General features: G+C 56.2%; 16 protein-coding genes and 2 tRNA genes. 12 read left to right on the top strand and 6 right to left on the bottom strand.

Annotation, left to right across the window (positions count from 1 at the left end):
• The first annotated feature begins 16 nt into the window (after positions 1-16).
• Positions 17-1,051 (top strand): molybdenum cofactor-independent xanthine hydroxylase subunit HpxD, encoded by a 1,035-nt coding sequence (hpxD, locus tag ACQG19_RS08575; RefSeq protein ID WP_038985564.1) that lies wholly within the window; start codon positions 17-19, stop codon positions 1,049-1,051.
• Between the two features lie 12 nt (positions 1,052-1,063).
• On the top strand, positions 1,064-2,014 hold the full coding sequence (locus ACQG19_RS08570; protein WP_246931477.1) for a PDR/VanB family oxidoreductase: 951 nt from the start codon (positions 1,064-1,066) through the stop codon (positions 2,012-2,014).
• A gap of 44 nt (positions 2,015-2,058) precedes the next feature.
• Here ACQG19_RS08570 and ACQG19_RS08565 read toward each other — a convergent pair.
• Positions 2,059-2,146: transfer RNA gene (locus ACQG19_RS08565), tRNA-Ser, on the bottom strand.
• A 236-nt stretch (positions 2,147-2,382) separates the two neighbouring features.
• Here ACQG19_RS08565 and ACQG19_RS08560 point away from each other — a divergent pair.
• Genes ACQG19_RS08560 through ACQG19_RS08550 form a run of 3 tightly spaced genes read left to right on the top strand, consistent with a single transcriptional unit; the run spans position 2,383 to position 5,188 of the window.
• A complete protein-coding gene (locus tag ACQG19_RS08560; RefSeq protein ID WP_246931479.1) occupies positions 2,383-3,387 on the top strand; it encodes an ABC transporter substrate-binding protein in 1,005 nt (334 codons plus the stop codon).
• Positions 3,387-4,418, top strand: a complete 1,032-nt coding sequence (locus ACQG19_RS08555) for a FecCD family ABC transporter permease (RefSeq protein ID WP_095427249.1) — start codon at positions 3,387-3,389, stop codon at positions 4,416-4,418. Before ACQG19_RS08560 ends, ACQG19_RS08555 begins: the two co-directional genes overlap by 1 nt.
• On the top strand, positions 4,415-5,188 hold the full coding sequence (locus tag ACQG19_RS08550; protein ID WP_058680333.1) for an ABC transporter ATP-binding protein: 774 nt from the start codon (positions 4,415-4,417) through the stop codon (positions 5,186-5,188). Before ACQG19_RS08555 ends, ACQG19_RS08550 begins: the two co-directional genes overlap by 4 nt.
• A 49-nt stretch (positions 5,189-5,237) precedes the next feature.
• Here the strand turns inward: ACQG19_RS08550 and ACQG19_RS08545 are convergent.
• Together ACQG19_RS08545 and ACQG19_RS08540 are read right to left on the bottom strand one after the other, a co-directional pair.
• Positions 5,238-5,325, bottom strand: a tRNA-Ser gene (locus ACQG19_RS08545).
• 143 nt (positions 5,326-5,468) lie between these two features.
• The gene (locus ACQG19_RS08540; protein WP_246931480.1) at positions 5,469-7,097 is read right to left on the bottom strand and encodes an ABC transporter substrate-binding protein; all 1,629 of its coding nucleotides are present in this window, start codon (positions 7,095-7,097) and stop codon (positions 5,469-5,471) included.
• Positions 7,098-7,366: 269 nt separating this feature from the next.
• Here ACQG19_RS08540 and yccA point away from each other — a divergent pair, with 269 nt between their 5' ends.
• Entirely contained in the window at positions 7,367-8,026 is a 660-nt protein-coding gene (gene yccA, locus ACQG19_RS08535; protein WP_013097244.1) for an FtsH protease modulator YccA, read from the top strand.
• Between the two features lie 87 nt (positions 8,027-8,113).
• Positions 8,114-8,443 carry a sulfurtransferase TusE gene (gene tusE / locus ACQG19_RS08530; RefSeq protein WP_013097245.1) on the top strand — a complete coding sequence of 110 codons (330 nt, stop codon included), beginning with the start codon at positions 8,114-8,116 and terminating at the stop codon, positions 8,441-8,443.
• Here tusE and yccX read toward each other — a convergent pair.
• A complete protein-coding gene (yccX, locus tag ACQG19_RS08525) occupies positions 8,440-8,721 on the bottom strand; it encodes an acylphosphatase (RefSeq protein WP_013097246.1) in 282 nt (93 codons plus the stop codon). The two genes, tusE and yccX, sit on opposite strands and share 4 nt — an antisense overlap.
• A 92-nt stretch (positions 8,722-8,813) precedes the next feature.
• On the opposite strand from yccX, the gene rlmI reads away from it, so the two are divergent.
• Both rlmI and hspQ read left to right on the top strand, forming a co-directional pair.
• Positions 8,814-10,004, top strand: a complete 1,191-nt coding sequence (gene rlmI / locus ACQG19_RS08520) for a 23S rRNA (cytosine(1962)-C(5))-methyltransferase RlmI (protein WP_013097247.1) — start codon at positions 8,814-8,816, stop codon at positions 10,002-10,004.
• A 60-nt stretch (positions 10,005-10,064) separates the two neighbouring features.
• Positions 10,065-10,382, top strand: coding sequence for a heat shock protein HspQ (gene hspQ, locus ACQG19_RS08515; RefSeq protein ID WP_013097248.1), 318 nt, complete (start codon positions 10,065-10,067; stop codon positions 10,380-10,382).
• 33 nt (positions 10,383-10,415) lie between these two features.
• Here hspQ and ACQG19_RS08510 read toward each other — a convergent pair whose 3' ends face one another.
• Entirely contained in the window at positions 10,416-10,832 is a 417-nt protein-coding gene (locus tag ACQG19_RS08510) for a CoA-binding protein (protein ID WP_058684560.1), read from the bottom strand.
• A gap of 171 nt (positions 10,833-11,003) precedes the next feature.
• Here ACQG19_RS08510 and csgI point away from each other — a divergent pair, with 171 nt between their 5' ends.
• The gene (gene csgI / locus ACQG19_RS08505; RefSeq protein WP_108453614.1) at positions 11,004-11,666 is read left to right on the top strand and encodes a curli synthesis inhibitor; all 663 of its coding nucleotides are present in this window, start codon (positions 11,004-11,006) and stop codon (positions 11,664-11,666) included.
• Positions 11,667-11,746: 80 nt separating this feature from the next.
• Complete coding sequence (mgsA, locus tag ACQG19_RS08500) at positions 11,747-12,205, top strand: methylglyoxal synthase (protein WP_013097251.1); 459 nt, start codon at positions 11,747-11,749, stop codon at positions 12,203-12,205.
• Between the two features lie 83 nt (positions 12,206-12,288).
• Here the strand turns inward: mgsA and helD are convergent, their stop codons facing one another.
• A complete protein-coding gene (gene helD, locus ACQG19_RS08495; protein ID WP_246931482.1) occupies positions 12,289-14,343 on the bottom strand; it encodes a DNA helicase IV in 2,055 nt (684 codons plus the stop codon).
• Positions 14,344-14,465: 122 nt separating this feature from the next.
• Between helD and ACQG19_RS08490 the strand changes: the two genes are divergently transcribed.
• Entirely contained in the window at positions 14,466-14,912 is a 447-nt protein-coding gene (locus ACQG19_RS08490) for a YccF domain-containing protein (RefSeq protein WP_013097253.1), read from the top strand.
• Positions 14,913-14,923 lie beyond the last annotated feature (11 nt).

The following is a 14,923-nucleotide window of genomic DNA, read 5'->3' as shown; positions in this document are numbered from 1 at the left end:
CGTAAGAGGAATACACATGAATAAAGCACCTGTACCACCCGCCCATTGCACGTTTGAGCCAGAGGACTGGCTGCGTCTGGCAAAGTGCTGGCATCCGGTTGCGCGCGCCTGCGACATTGGCGCGGCGCCGGTTAAGGCGACCCTGCTGGACGAAGCGCTGGTTATCTACCGCGTGAACGGCCAGGTCGTGGTCGCTCGCGACGTTTGTCCACATCGCGGCGTGCCGTTGACGCTGGGCTTTCATGATGAGCACGGGATTATCTGCCCCTACCATGGCCTGCGCTTCGGGGAAGATGGCCGCTGCAACCGTATTCCCTCCAGCCCCGACCAGCCGGTACCGGCGAAGCTGAACCTGATTAACTACGCCGTGGAGGAGCGCTTTGGCTTGATCTGGACGTGTCTGGCGTTTGACCCCGACAACCCGATGCCGCTGCCCACCATGCCACACTGGGATGACGACGGCTTTCAGCAGATCAACTGTCCGGCGTTTGAGGTGAATGGCTTCGCTGGCCGCCAGGTGGAAGGATTTCTGGATGTGGCGCATTTTGCGTGGATCCACACCAGCACCTTTGCGGACCCGGATAACCAGCTCGTCCCGACCTATCAGCCACAGGAAACACCGTTTGGTTTTGTAGCGGACTACTGGAGTTCGGTGAGCAATTATCCCGCCAGCGCTGACGTGCAGGCGCCGGAAGGCTTCCAGTGGCTGCGCCATTTTGAAATGCATTTGCCGTTTACCGCCACCCTGACGATCCATTTTCCGGGCGAATCCCGGCTGGTGATCATGAACGCCGCGTCGCCGGTCTCGTCACGCGTCACCCGCATGTTTGCCCCGATTGCGCGCAACTTTGACCTGCATATCCCGGTGGAAGAGGTGCATGCCTTTAACCTGCGAATTTTTGAGGAAGACCGCCTGATGGTCGAGACCCAGCGCCCGGAAAGTTTGCCGTTGGATCTGACCCTTGAAGCCCATATTCCCGCGGATAAAAGCTCGATTGCCTATCGCCGGGGGCTGAAAAAGATGGGTTTTGGCGCGTTTTTCCTGGTCTGATGGAGGGCTGTCATGAGTGATATCTTAAGCGTTATCGTCGACGGGCTGTGGCGGCAGGGGAACAAAAGCCTCGCCGTCAGGCTGGTGGCGGAAAACGGTGAAGCGCTGCCAGAGTGGCAGCCCGGTGCGCATATCGACGTGCATCTGCCCTGCGGGGTAATTCGTCAGTATTCTCTGACCGGCCCATGCGGGAGTGAAGGCTATCTGATCTGCGTGGGCCGGGAAACCGCCTCGCGCGGCGGGTCGCGCTATATTCATGAGACGCTGCGTCCCGGTCAGACGCTGCTGATCTCCGCGCCGCGCAATCTGTTTGCCCTGCAGGAGGCCGAACGGGTGTTGCTGCTGGCTGCGGGGATCGGGATTACGCCACTGTATGCCATGGCCCTGCAGCTGGAAGCAGCCGGAACCCCGTTCACTCTGCACTATTATGTCAGACACGCTGAAAGCGCGGCTTTCGCCCGCGAGCTGGCGCAGCTGAAGCACGGCGAATGCGTTATCCATACCACCAGCCCGCGCACGTTGCTGGCAGAGCATATCCCGGTGGCCACGGCGGGTCTTCACGCCTGGGTCTGTGGCCCGGCCGGGTTTATGGAAAAAGTACGTGAGGTGGCGACGGCGAAAGGCTGGGATGGCGCCACGATCCACAGCGAGGCGTTTCAACCCGCTGCGCCTGATACCTGCGCTGAAAGTGGCGAGATCTTCACGGTTAAACTGGCCTCCACCGGAGAGCGCTGGCCTGTGCCCGCAGATAAAACCATTGCTCAGGTGCTACAGGAAAACGGTGTGGCCGTACCGCTCTCCTGCGAGATGGGGATCTGCGGTGCGTGTCTGACACCGGTGATTGACGGCGTGGTGGATCACCGGGATAGCGTACAGTCAGAGGCAGAGAAAAACGCCCCGAACCCGCATGTGGCGCTGTGTTGCTCAAGAAGTCATTCCGCTGAGCTGGTGATTGGGCTGTAAAACGAAAAAACCCTGCGATAGTGCTATCGCAGGGTTTTCGAATTTGGCGGAAGCGTAGAGATTCGAACTCTAGAACCCTTTCGGGTCGCCGGTTTTCAAGACCGGTGCCTTCAACCGCTCGGCCACGCTTCCAAAGTGAGGCGCACTATAAACATCTCTGAGCATGATGTAAAGCGTGAAATTGCATAAAGTTACACTTGCTCACCATCACCCCGCCCTCTGGCGTCATGACTCACTTCGGCGACGTTAATCTGGATGTGAAGTTTCCCTCTCATTACAGGCACCGGCAAATGTCCGGCAGGCAGCGTGTTGCGCTCAATCACAATATATGTGTTATGTTATAACATAACAATTTGGGATTGATTTTTATGCTTCTGAAAAAAGGGTTATTACTGACAGTACTGCTGGCCATGGCACCAGCCACGTTTGCAGCAACAACTTACCCGCTGACGATTGAAAATTGCGGCGTCAGGCAGACCTTTACACAAGCGCCACAGCGCGTCGTTACCGTGGGTCAGCATGAAACGGAATTGATGCTCGCGCTGGGGCTGGAAAAATCTGTCGCCGCAACCTCAGTCTGGTTCGGCAAACTCCCGGATTCGCTGGCTGATGCCGGAAAAAAACTCCCCCGCCTTGCGGATAACTCCCCCTCTTTTGAAGCCGTGGTGGGACAAAAACCGGAACTCGTCCTCGCTCAGTATCACTGGCATATTGGCCCGCAGGGCGAGGTGGGAACACGCGAGCAGTTTGCATCACTGGGGATCAAGACGTGGATCTCCCCTGCCGACTGCACGGACAAAACGGTGACGGCAACCTCAAATGCTGACGGAGCACGGAGCACGCCGTTTTCACTGGCAGAAATAAAACACGAAGTCACAGACCTGGCCGCCATCTTTGATGTTCCCACGCGTGGCGAGCAGCTCAATCGTGAGCTGACAGAACGGATTCAGAAAGCGCAGGCGCGCATCTCAGCAAAACCCCTGAAGGTTGTCTTCTGGTTTTCAAGCAGCCGCCTGAATGGCGATCCCTGGGTGGCAGGGAATTTCGGCGCGCCTGGCTGGATAAGCCGCACGCTGGGGTTAAAGAACGTTATTGACTCGCATGATGAATGGCCCGCTGTCACCTGGGAACATATTGCCCAAATGCAGCCAGACGTTATCGTCATCGCTCAGATGTCACGCAGGCTCTACCCTGCCGATGACGCCGCGGTAAAAGAGGCCTTTTTACGACGCGATCCGGTGACAAGAAACATTCCGGCGGTCAGGAATAATCAGATTATTGTGGTGCCCGCAATGTCGTTAAACCCTTCTTTGCGTAACGTCGACGCGGTTGAGCTTATCAGCGATCGGCTGGCTTCATTCCAGGGCGAATAATGAGTCATGTATCTTCTCCCCGCCGCCAGCAGGGGTTAATGGCGGCAGGCGCCGTGGCATTGCCGCTGATGCTGGTCTTTGCCGCGAGTATCGGCGATATGCCGGTATCGTATGCCGTTACCGGAAAAGCGATCCTCAATGGTCTTGGGCTGACTGCATACGTTCTGCCGCAACCCGAGGAAGGCATCGTCTGGCAGTACCGCATGAGTCGCGCACTCATGGCTGCTTGCAGCGGCGGCGGCCTGGCGCTGTGCGGGCTGGTGCTCCAGTCAATACTGCGCAACCCCCTGGCGGAGCCCTATCTGCTGGGCATCTCCGCAGGCGCTTCGCTGGGGGCCGTCTGCGTGATGCTGCTCGGTATCGGGGGGAGCGTGATTGGCGTGAGCAGCGGTGCGTTTGTTGGCGCCTGCGCCGCTTTTGCGCTCATCATGTTGATTACAAACGGCATGAGCGCAAGCCCGTCACGCATTTTGCTGGCAGGCATTGCGGGCACACAGCTCTTCAACGCCATGACTGCGTATATCGTCAGCACCTCCGCCAATGCCGAGCAGTCGCGTAGCGTTATGTTCTGGTTAATGGGCAGCCTGAGCGGTGTGCGCTGGCCGGACGCGCTGCTGGCGCTGGCCGTTACGTTGACGGGCCTGCTGATGGTATGCCTCTTTGCGCGGGCGCTGGACACCTTTACCTTTGGAGACGAGGTCTCTACCACCCTCGGGATTCCGGTGACCGCTGTACGAATTATCCTGTTGCTGACCTGCGCGTTCGTCACCGCAACCCTGGTCAGCGCCATAGGGGCAGTGGGATTTGTGGGGCTGGTCATTCCCCATGTGACGCGCATGCTCAGCGGTCCGGGCCATCGCCGCACGATCCCGCTGACGTTTCTTATCGGCGCGCACTTTATGATCCTGGCCGATGTCGTGTCACGCACGCTGATTGTGCACCAGGTGCTTCCCATCGGCGTGGTGACGGCACTGGTGGGCGCGCCTGTCTTTGTGGCGCTGCTTTATCAAAACCGGAAGGAGCATCCATGAATATTTCCGTCTCGGGGTTAAGTGTGACCCGACAAGCACAGACGGTGCTTGAGGATATCGATCTCGACCTGTCATCCGGGCAGATTGTCGGCCTGTTAGGGCCAAACGGCTCGGGCAAATCAACGCTGCTACGCTGTCTTGCCGGGCTGTTTCCACACCACAGTGAACGCGTCGCGCTTAATGGCACGTCGCTTAGCGTGATGCCGTTAAAAACACGCGCGCGGCAGTTAGCCTTCGTCCCGCAACATGCCAACGTTGAGGGAGAACTGACCGTCGAGGAAATCGTGCGGCTGGGACGTACACCTTACCGGAAGGCGTTTCAGAGAAGCACTCGCGATGATGATATGGCGGTGGAAGAGGCGATTAGCCTCATGCGGCTATGCGGATTACGCCAGCGGCGGTGGCAGCAACTGTCTGGTGGGGAGCGTCAGCGAACCCAGATAGCGCGAGCGCTGGCACAGCAGCCCCGGGTGTTGCTACTTGATGAGCCGACAAACCACCTGGACATTCAGCACCAGCTGGAGCTGATGCGACTTATATCGCAACTGCCTCTTACGGTGGTGGTGGCGCTGCACGATCTCAATCTGGCGGCCAACTACTGCCAGCGGCTGATCCTTCTGAAGGCCGGGCGTATCGCGGCCACGGGCGCGCCTGCGGAAGTGCTCACCCCTGAAAATATCGAGCAAACCTGGTGTGTCAAAGCGAGCGTCTACAGGGCAGACGCCGGGATGACGATCGGCTACAACATGGGCGGCATGGCGGAGGTGTAGAGCCAAAGCAAAAAACCCTGCGATATTGCTATCGCAGGGTTTTCGAATTTGGCGGAAGCGTAGAGATTCGAACTCTAGAACCCTTTCGGGTCGCCGGTTTTCAAGACCGGTGCCTTCAACCGCTCGGCCACGCTTCCTAAGTGAGGCGAACTATAAACACCTCACCGCAGGCTGTAAAGAGCACGCGCATTCGTTCGCTTTAAAAATAGCCAAATTACGTTTAATCGGTTGAATAGACAACATATTGGCCATTTTGCCAGCATAATATCCAGCGATTGCCTTAGTGTTTTTTGATGTACATATCTTTCGTGTAGTAGTACCCGAGCTTATCCGGCGTGAATCCCCCCACCCACGGCTTCACCAGGTGCGTACGAACGTAGTGATAGACAGGGATCGCCGGCACATCACGCCCCAGCAAATCCTCTGCCTGTTGATAAAACTTACCGCGCTCTTGTGCCGTTTTCGACTTCGCCGCATTCACCAGCGCTTGATCGTACTCAGGATTGCTGTACTGCGTGGTGTTTTGGCTATCCCCGGTACGGAAGTTATTCAGGAATGTGGAGGCGTCATCGTAATCGGCAATCCAGGCGTAGCGCACCGCGTCAAAGTTATGGGTGTGCATGGTATCGAGCATGGTTTTCCACTCCTGGTTCTGCAGCTTCGCCTCGACGCCCAGATTTTTCTTCCACAATGAGCTGGCAGCAATCGCGATACGCTGGTGCGTTTCAGAGGTGTTATACAACAGATTAAAACTCAGTGGATGGCTGGCGTTATACCCGGCCTCTTCGAGCAGTTTTTTCGCCTCGGCAATTCGTTTGTCCCGCGGCCAGCTGGCGTAATCCGGGTTCTGTAACTTAACGCCACCAATGTCCGGCTGGCTGATAAGCCACGCCGGACGCTGCCCCTGCCCCATCACTTTATCTGCGATGATGTCTTTATCGAGCGCCATATTGAGCGCCTTACGCACGCGCGCATCGTTGAACGGCGGACGGGCGGTGTTGAATTCGTAATAGTAGGTGGCAAGCTGCGGAGAGACATCCAGCTGACTGCCCAGCGTTTTCTTAAGCTGGGCGAACTGGTTGACTGGCACCGTGTAGACAATATCGATTTCTCCCGCTTTATAGCGGTTCACATCAGCCGCCTCGGAGGTGATAGGCAGATATGTCACCTTATTGATCACGGTATGGGCATTATCCCAGTAGCGCGGGTTACGCTCCGCCACAATGCGTTCGTTAACCACCCATGAGGACAGCTTATAGGCACCGCTGCTGACGATGTGCTCGGGCTTGGTCCACTTATCGCCGAAACGCCCCACCAGGACTTTATCTATCGGCACCAGAGACGGGTGTGCCAGCATCGCAAGGAAAGCTGCATTAGGCTGCGAAAGCGTGACTTCCAGCGTGGTGTCATTAATGGCTTTCACGCCCAGCGTATCGGGCGCTTTTTTGCCTTCGGCAATTTCAGTGCCGTTGACGATAAGCATGCTACCAGGATAGCTGGCATACGGTGAGGCGGTTTTTGGGTCAACCAGTCGCTGCCAGCTCCAGACGATATCTTCCGCGGTGATGGCGGTACCGTCGCTCCAGGTGATGCCCGGACGCAGATGGAACGTCCAGACTTTGTTGTCCTTGTTCTCCCATTTTTCCGCCAGCCGTGGCTGGATTTCACCCGCCGGGGAGACACTGACCAGCCCGTCGAATAAATCGCTGATAATATTGAATTCGACGTCGCTTTCGACTTTATGCGGGTCGAGCGAAGCGGGTTCACTTCCGTTATTCCTGACCAGTTCCTGCTTATCGGCCAACTGCGTTCCTGCCGGCACGTTAGCCGCCAAGGATGCCGTGCTGGCACACAGGATCCCGGCCGCCAGTAAAGAGAGTGTAAAGTGAGTGCGTGTTTGTGGTTTCATTTCCTTCGCCTTATTGTCTGTTTTGTGACGATCCGGAAATAACTCTTAGCGGCCTTATGGTAATAAGGCAATATTTTTCAGTAACCTATAAGAGCTTGATCTGATTAATTGCGCCAAACCGCTGTTCATACTAATGAAACGTCTTTCTGCAGAATAAATAACCAGCTCCGGCGCTAACCTGCTGAGTAAAGATGGGTAAAACCACTTTGAGACTGGCGCGCCGTTTCCTATTCTTTCCGTTAATTACATCTGTCATAAGAGAGTGACTCATGGATCGTATAATTACTTCCTCACGCGACCGCACATCGCTACTCAGCACCCACAAGGTGCTGCGCAATACGTACTTTATGCTCAGCCTGACGCTGGCGTTTTCGGCGATCACCGCCACCGCCAGCACCGTGCTGATGCTGCCGTCTCCGGGGCTGATCCTGACGCTGGTGGGGATGTACGGTCTGATGTTCCTGACCTACAAAACCGCTGACAAACCGGTCGGTATTCTCTCCGCGTTCGCCTTTACCGGCTTCCTGGGTTATATCCTGGGGCCAATCCTGAACGCATACCTGTCTGCCGGCATGGGTGATGTGATCGGTATGGCGCTGGGCGGCACCGCGCTGGTGTTCTTCTGCTGCTCCGCCTACGTGCTGACCACCCGCAAGGACATGTCCTTCCTCGGCGGTATGCTGATGGCAGGTATCGTGGTGGTGCTGATTGGTATGGTGGCTAACATCTTCCTGCAGCTCCCTGCCCTGCACCTGGCGATTAGCGCGGTGTTTATCCTGCTGTCATCCGGCGCGATCCTGTATGAAACCAGCAACATCATTCACGGCGGTGAGACCAACTACATCCGCGCCACCGTGAGCCTGTATGTGTCGCTGTACAACATCTTCGTCAGCCTGCTGAGCATCCTGGGCTTCGCCAGCCGGGATTAAGCCAGAGTGTTGTGTACCGAGCCCCGCTTATGCGGGGCTTTGTTTTTTGGTACACTGCGGCGGTTTTTGACTGATGCGTGAATAACTATGTTGAGCTTTGAAGGTAAAGAGATCGAAACCGATAACGACGGTTATCTGAAAGACAGCCACCAGTGGAGCGAGGCGCTGGCGGAAGTGATTGCAGAAAAAGAGGCGATCGCGCTCTCCCCTGAGCACTGGGAAGTGGTGCGCTTTGTGCGCGAGTTCTATCTCGAATTCAATACCTCTCCGGCTATCCGGATGCTGGTTAAAGCTATGGCCAATAAATTCGGTGAAGAGAAAGGCAACAGCCGCTATCTGTATCGTCTGTTCCCGAAAGGCCCGGCCAAACAGGCCACCAAAATTGCCGGCCTGCCTAAACCGGTGAAATGCATTTAGTAGCGAATACCGAAGTTCATGTATTCCCGGCCGGGTTGATGCGGTTCGGTTAAGACCTTATCAACCCGGGCACTGCGCGGCCCACCCGCTTTCAGCCACGCCAGCAGTTTTTCAACCTGCTCTGCCTCGCCACAGGCGACCACCTCAACGCTGCCATCATCCATGTTTCGCGCATATCCCGTTAGCCCAAGCTGAACGGCCTCGCGCTGCGTGCTGTAGCGGAAGCCCACGCCCTGAACGACGCCGTGAACCCAGGCGATAGTGCAGACTTTTGACATCTTCCTTCTCCTTATCCGTCTGGCGCGTTGCATTTCCCCGGCGAACTCGGGAAAATGGCGGCCATTTTCTTGAATCGACAGAATAGCAAATTATGAGTGTACGTTTAGTGTTAGCCAAAGGGCGCGAGAAGTCATTACTGCGCCGTCATCCCTGGGTCTTTTCCGGCGCGGTTGCCCGTATGGAAGGTAAAGCCAGCCTCGGTGAAACCATTGATATTGTTGACCATCAGGGGAAATGGTTAGCACGAGGCGCCTACTCGCCAGCCTCCCAGATCCGCGCGCGCGTCTGGACCTTCGACAAAGATGAAACCATCGATATCGACTTCTTCGTGCGTCGTTTGCAGCAGGCGCAGCAGTGGCGCGACTGGCTGGCCAAACGCGATGGTCTGGACAGCTACCGCCTGATTGCCGGAGAGTCCGACGGTCTGCCGGGCGTGACCATTGACCGCTTCGGTAACTTCCTGGTTCTGCAGTTACTGAGCGCTGGGGCGGAATACCAGCGCGCCGCGCTGATCAGCGCCCTGCAGTCGCTGTTCCCGGAGTGCGCCATCTACGACCGCAGCGATGTGGCTGTGCGTAAAAAAGAGGGAATGGAACTGACCCAGGGTCCGGTGACCGGCGAACTGCCGCCTGCCTTGCTGCCTATCGAAGAACACGGCATGAAGCTGCTGGTGGATATTCAGGGTGGTCATAAAACGGGCTATTACCTCGATCAGCGTGACAGCCGTCTGGCCACGCGTCAGTACGTTGCCGACAAACGCGTGCTCAACTGCTTCTCTTACACCGGCGGCTTTGCGGTATCGGCTTTAATGGGCGGCTGCGCGCAGGTGGTGAGCGTGGATACGTCTCAGGAAGCGCTGGATGTGGCAAAACAGAACGTCGAGCTGAACAAGCTGGATCTGAGCAAAGCCGAATTCATTCGCGACGACGTCTTCAAACTGCTGCGTAAATATCGCGATCAGGGTGAGAAGTTTGACGTTATCGTGATGGATCCGCCTAAGTTTGTGGAGAACAAAAGCCAGCTGATGGGTGCCTGCCGCGGCTATAAAGATATCAACATGCTGGCCATTCAGCTGTTGAACCCAGGCGGCGTGCTGCTCACCTTCTCCTGCTCTGGACTGATGACCACAGATTTATTTCAGAAAATCATCGCCGATGCCGCAATAGATGCTGGTCGTGATGTACAATTTATAGAGCAGTTCCGTCAGGCAGCCGATCACCCGGTGATCGCTACCTACCCGGAAGGGCTGTATCTGAAAGGGTTTGCCTGTCGCGTCATGTAACTTGAAAAGAGAAATATTGCCCGCACATAGAGTGTAAGTAGTGTTTCCCGGGAGGTGACTATGATTGCCAGCAAATTCGGTATCGGCCAGCAGGTCCGCCACACTTTGCTCGGGTATTTGGGTGTGGTCGTGGATATCGACCCGGAGTATTCCCTTGATGAACCGTCGGCGGATGAGCTGGCGGTGAACGCAGAGCTTCGCGCCGCACCCTGGTACCATGTGGTGATGGAAGGTGATGATGGACAACCCGTCCATACCTATCTTGCTGAGGCGCAGCTAAGCAGTGAATTGCAGGATGAGCATCCGGAGCAACCCACGATGGATGAACTGGCTCAGACTATCCGCAAACAGTTACAGGCTCCGCGCCTGCGGAACTAAGCGTGTAAAAAAAGCCCGATAACGGGCTTTTTTTTATGACTTTGTCAGCCCCAGCCGGGGGATTTCAATCGCTGGACAGCGGTCCATCACTACCGCCAGCCCCGCCTCGCGCGCCAGCACCGCAGCCTGTTCGTTAATAACGCCTAACTGCATCCACAGCGTTTTCGCACCGATGGCAATGGCCTCCTGCGCCACGCCCCATGCAGCCTCGGAATTACGGAACACATCCACCATATCCACTTTTTCCGGTACGTCGTTTAGCGTGGCGTATCCTGGCTGGCCCAGCAAGGTCTTACCGGCCACTTTTGGTGACACAGGGATGACGTGGTAGCCCTGATCGAGAAGGTACTTCATTACCCGATAGCTTGGACGATCCGGTTTATCGCTCGCTCCCACCAGCGCAATGGTGCGTGTGGACGTCAAAATCTCGGCAATATCATTCTCTTTCATGCTTTTCCTCCTGGCTTTTTAACAAGTGTATGTCAAAGCGCACATCTCAACCATCCATCCCATACAGATGTATGAGAGCAAAAGGCCAGAATATGTCTATATGTTAGTAAACATGATTATCGACAAATTTAGATACATTATCGCGGTAAGCGTACGTAAACAGGAGCCCCTATGAAAGCCGGCCTTGCCACTGCTGTGATTGCGTTAGCGATGCCGGTTTGCGTTTTTGCAACCACGCTTCGGCTTTCTTCCGACATTGACCTGCTGGTGCTGGACGGGAAAAAAGTCTCCAGTTCGTTATTACGCGGTGCCGACAGCATCGAACTGGATAACGGCCCTCATCAGGTGGTGTTCCGGGTGGAAAAAACCATCCGCCTTGCTAATCATGAACAACGCACGTATCTCTCTCCCCCGCTGATTATGAGCTTTAACACCCAGCAGGTAAGCCAGGTGAACTTTACGTTGCCGCGTCTGGAAACGGAAAAAGAGTCGGCGACGTTTGACGCCTCGCCGCGTGTGGAACTGGTGGATGGCGATGCCACCCCGATCCCGGTGAAGCTGGATATTCTGGCGCTGACGTCGTCACCGAAGGGCACAGATTATGAGGCCGCAACGCAAGCCTATAACAAAGCGGGTAAGCGCGCCTCGCTGCCCCGGTTTGCCACCATGATGGCTGACGACAGTACGCTGCTGTCCGGCGTCTCAGAGCTGGATGTGATCCCCCCTCAATCCCAGACGCTGACAGAACAACGCCTGAAATTTTGGTTTCAGCAGGCCGATCCCGACACGCGAGCCCGTTTTTTACAGTGGGTGAAGCAACAACCTTCGTCGTAAGCCACATTTTTTTCGCCTTTCTCTTGCAGCATCAGGCGGTTCCCGTCATCGTGTAGCCAGTTAACCTGATGGATATGATTATGGAACTGACAACACGCACATTACCGGCACGCAAGCACATTGCGCTGGTTGCGCACGATCACTGTAAACAAATGCTGCTTAACTGGGTTCGCCGCCATCAGTCCTTGCTGGAAAAGCACGCCCTCTCGGCGACGGGCACCACCGGTAACCTTATCCACCGCGAAACGGGTCTGGAGGTGAACGCCATGCTGAGCGGCCCGATGGGTGGCGATCAGCAGGTGGGCGCACAGATTTCTGAGGGGAAAATTGATGTTCTGATCTTCTTCTGGGATCCGCTGAATGCGGTTCCGCATGACCCGGACGTGAAAGCGCTGCTGCGTCTTGCCACCGTCTGGAATATTCCGGTGGCGACAAACCTGTCGACGGCGGATTTCATCATTGAATCACCGCAGTTCAACTCGCCGGTTGAAATTCTCATCCCGGATTATCAGCGTTATCTTTCCGAGAGACTGAAGTAGCGTTATGCCAGGCGGCGCTACGCTTGCACGGGTCAACGAGTTTTGTCGGCCGGGTCAGGCGAAGCCGCCACCCGGCAATCCCGCTACGGCTTGCGCGCCACCGGCACATCAATACTCTTCAGAATATCGACAAATACTGACGGCTCCTCTTTGTTGAACAGCAGCCACACGCAATGACGCGCGCGGGTGATCGCCACGTACAGCAAACGCCGCTCTTCGGCATCCGGGAAATCCTCCGGTACCGGCAGTAATGCTTCTTCCATCACCGACTCACGGGCAGGGGCCGGGAACCCATCGCTCCCCTCTTTCAGCCCGACCACAATGACGTAATCGGCCTGCTGGCCTTTGCTTGCGTGGATGGTCATAAAATCAAGCAGCAGCTTCGGCCAGCGAGTCGCCGCCTTCTCCAGCGCCGCAGGTTTTAGATGGTGATAACGCGCCAGTACCAGAATACGTTCATCTGGCTTTGCGTAGCCGCTGAGTTTGTCCAGCAGCGGCTCAAGCTGGTCGTCCGCCAGCAGGGTTACGGCTTTTTTATCTCCCGCCCTCAGGCTATTAAGCGGCTTGGCCAACTGATGGGGGTTCTGCTGAATAAAGCGGTTCGCAATTTCGCCAATTCGGGAGTTAAAGCGGTAGGTGGTATCCAGATCGCTGCGATCGCCTTCGCCAAAATAGTGATGGAACGCGGTGGTCAGTGAAAGCTGCGCGCCGCTAAAGCGGTAGATGGCCTGCCAGTCATCCCCGACGGCAAACAGAGAGGTATGTTTATTTTGCGCCCGTAACGCCGAAAGCAGCGCGGCACGCTGCGGAGAGATATCCTGGAACTCATCAACCAGAATGTGTTTCCACGGGCTGACGAAGCGCCCCTTCTCCAGAATGATGATGGCCTGATGGATCAGGCCTGAGAAGTCGACGGCGTTTTCCTCCTTCAGCGCCGTTTTCCAGGCTTTCAGCAGCGGTGCCATCAGTTTGACCCGCTTTGAAAAAAGCGCGCGGATGTCCTCCGGCGCACTCTCAATCATCTCGGCTTGGGTTCCGCCGTGCATACGCATCAGGCTCACCCAGCGGTCGAGACGCGAGCCAAGCCGTCGCGCCAGCTTTTCATCCTGCCAGAAACTGCCTTCCGGCACGTCCCAGTTGAGCTCGTCTTCCAGCCATTGTCGCCACCCTTTCGCCTGCGCTTTTTTCTCGCTGCACTGCTGCCGCCACGCCTTAATAAACAGGGCCTGACGCGCCTGGGTGTCGTTTTCCAGTTTACTGATGGAAGGGACTTTTTTGCTGCCCTGCTGAATGATGTGCAGGGCGAGGGCATGGAAGGTTCGGGCGGTAATATCCCGGGTGTGCAAACGCTCCTGAATGCGTTCGTCCATCTCCTGCGCCGCCTTGCGACCAAACGCCAGCAGCAGGATCTGATCGGCGACGGCCTCGCCCGTTGTCAGCAACCACCCCGCCCGCGCGACCAGTACGGACGTTTTGCCGCTCCCGGCCCCCGCGAGCACCAGCAGCGATTGTTCGCCGTTAACCACGGCGCGAGCCTGGGCAGGATTCAGCGGCGACGACTCCACCGTACTGAAGAAATCGGCATAGCGGGTGAGCATTTCGTCAGTCCACGCCTGGTTATGCGCCAGCCGGCTCTTGTCTGCGTCGCTCAGCCAGGCCTGACACTGTCGCCAGGCGTCACGGCAATTATCAAACTCATTGAGACGCGTCACCGGTAACGGCAGCGCCGTCAGCGCCTGCCTGATTTTTTGCTGCAGACCGGCGGTCTGCTGACGGGTCAGCCACGTTTGTTGGGCATTACTCTGCGCGATATCACTCAGCACCTGCTGCAGGACCTGTGCGGCTATCACGCTCATATCGTGACTCCACTGCTGCCAGAGCTGGTTCAGATGATGATGAAAACGCTGGGTTTCGCCCCACTCCGTACCGTGAAGACGCACGACTTTATCCGCAGGAAGCACAAACTCCAGTTCGCCCCATACCAGCCCGCGTTTGCAGTGGATGGCCAGGAGTTGATTGAACGGAATGAGGTATTCGTGGCGTTCACCGGAGACCTTTACTCCCGCGTTGAGGAGGACAACCTTGTCATAAGGGTGTTGCGCCAGGCGTTTGCCCATTGAAGTTGCTTTCAGTTCCATATCCAGCCGGATCCACGAAGAGATAATTGCCTGATAGTTTAACTGCCAGTTTTAAGGTGCTCCAGCCTAAAAAAACGTTACAATCATTGGGCGTTAATTTTATCGAAAGGAAGTGAGGGTTTATGCGTACCGTTCTGAATGTGTTGAATTTTGTGCTGGGCGGTTTTGCCACCACCCTTTCCTGGCTTTTTGCCACCCTGGTGAGCATCGTCCTGATTTTTACGCTTCCCCTGACCCGCTCCTGCTGGGAAATCACCAAACTCTCCTTTATCCCTTACGGGAATGAAGCGGTTCACGTTGACGAACTTAACCCGGAGAATAAAAGCGCGCTGATGAACACGGGCGGAACCGTGCTGAACATTCTGTGGCTGATTTTCTTCGGCTGGTGGCTGTGCGTAATGCATATTTTTGCCGGTATTGCGCAGTGCATCACAATCATTGGTATTCCGGTGGGGATCGCAAACTTTAAGATCGCCGCCATCGCTCTGTGGCCTGTCGGGCGCAGGGTGGTTCCGGTCGAAGTGGCCCAGGCGGCGCGTGAAGCGAATGCACGTCGTCGTTTTCAGTGATTAAGGACTGG

Source organism: Enterobacter cloacae complex sp. 277I4, assembly GCF_050031465.1.
Lineage (GTDB): Bacteria > Pseudomonadota > Gammaproteobacteria > Enterobacterales > Enterobacteriaceae > Enterobacter > Enterobacter cloacae.
The sequence above is the reverse complement of the archived record's forward strand: the minus strand, read 5'-3'. Positions and strand labels throughout refer to the sequence as shown.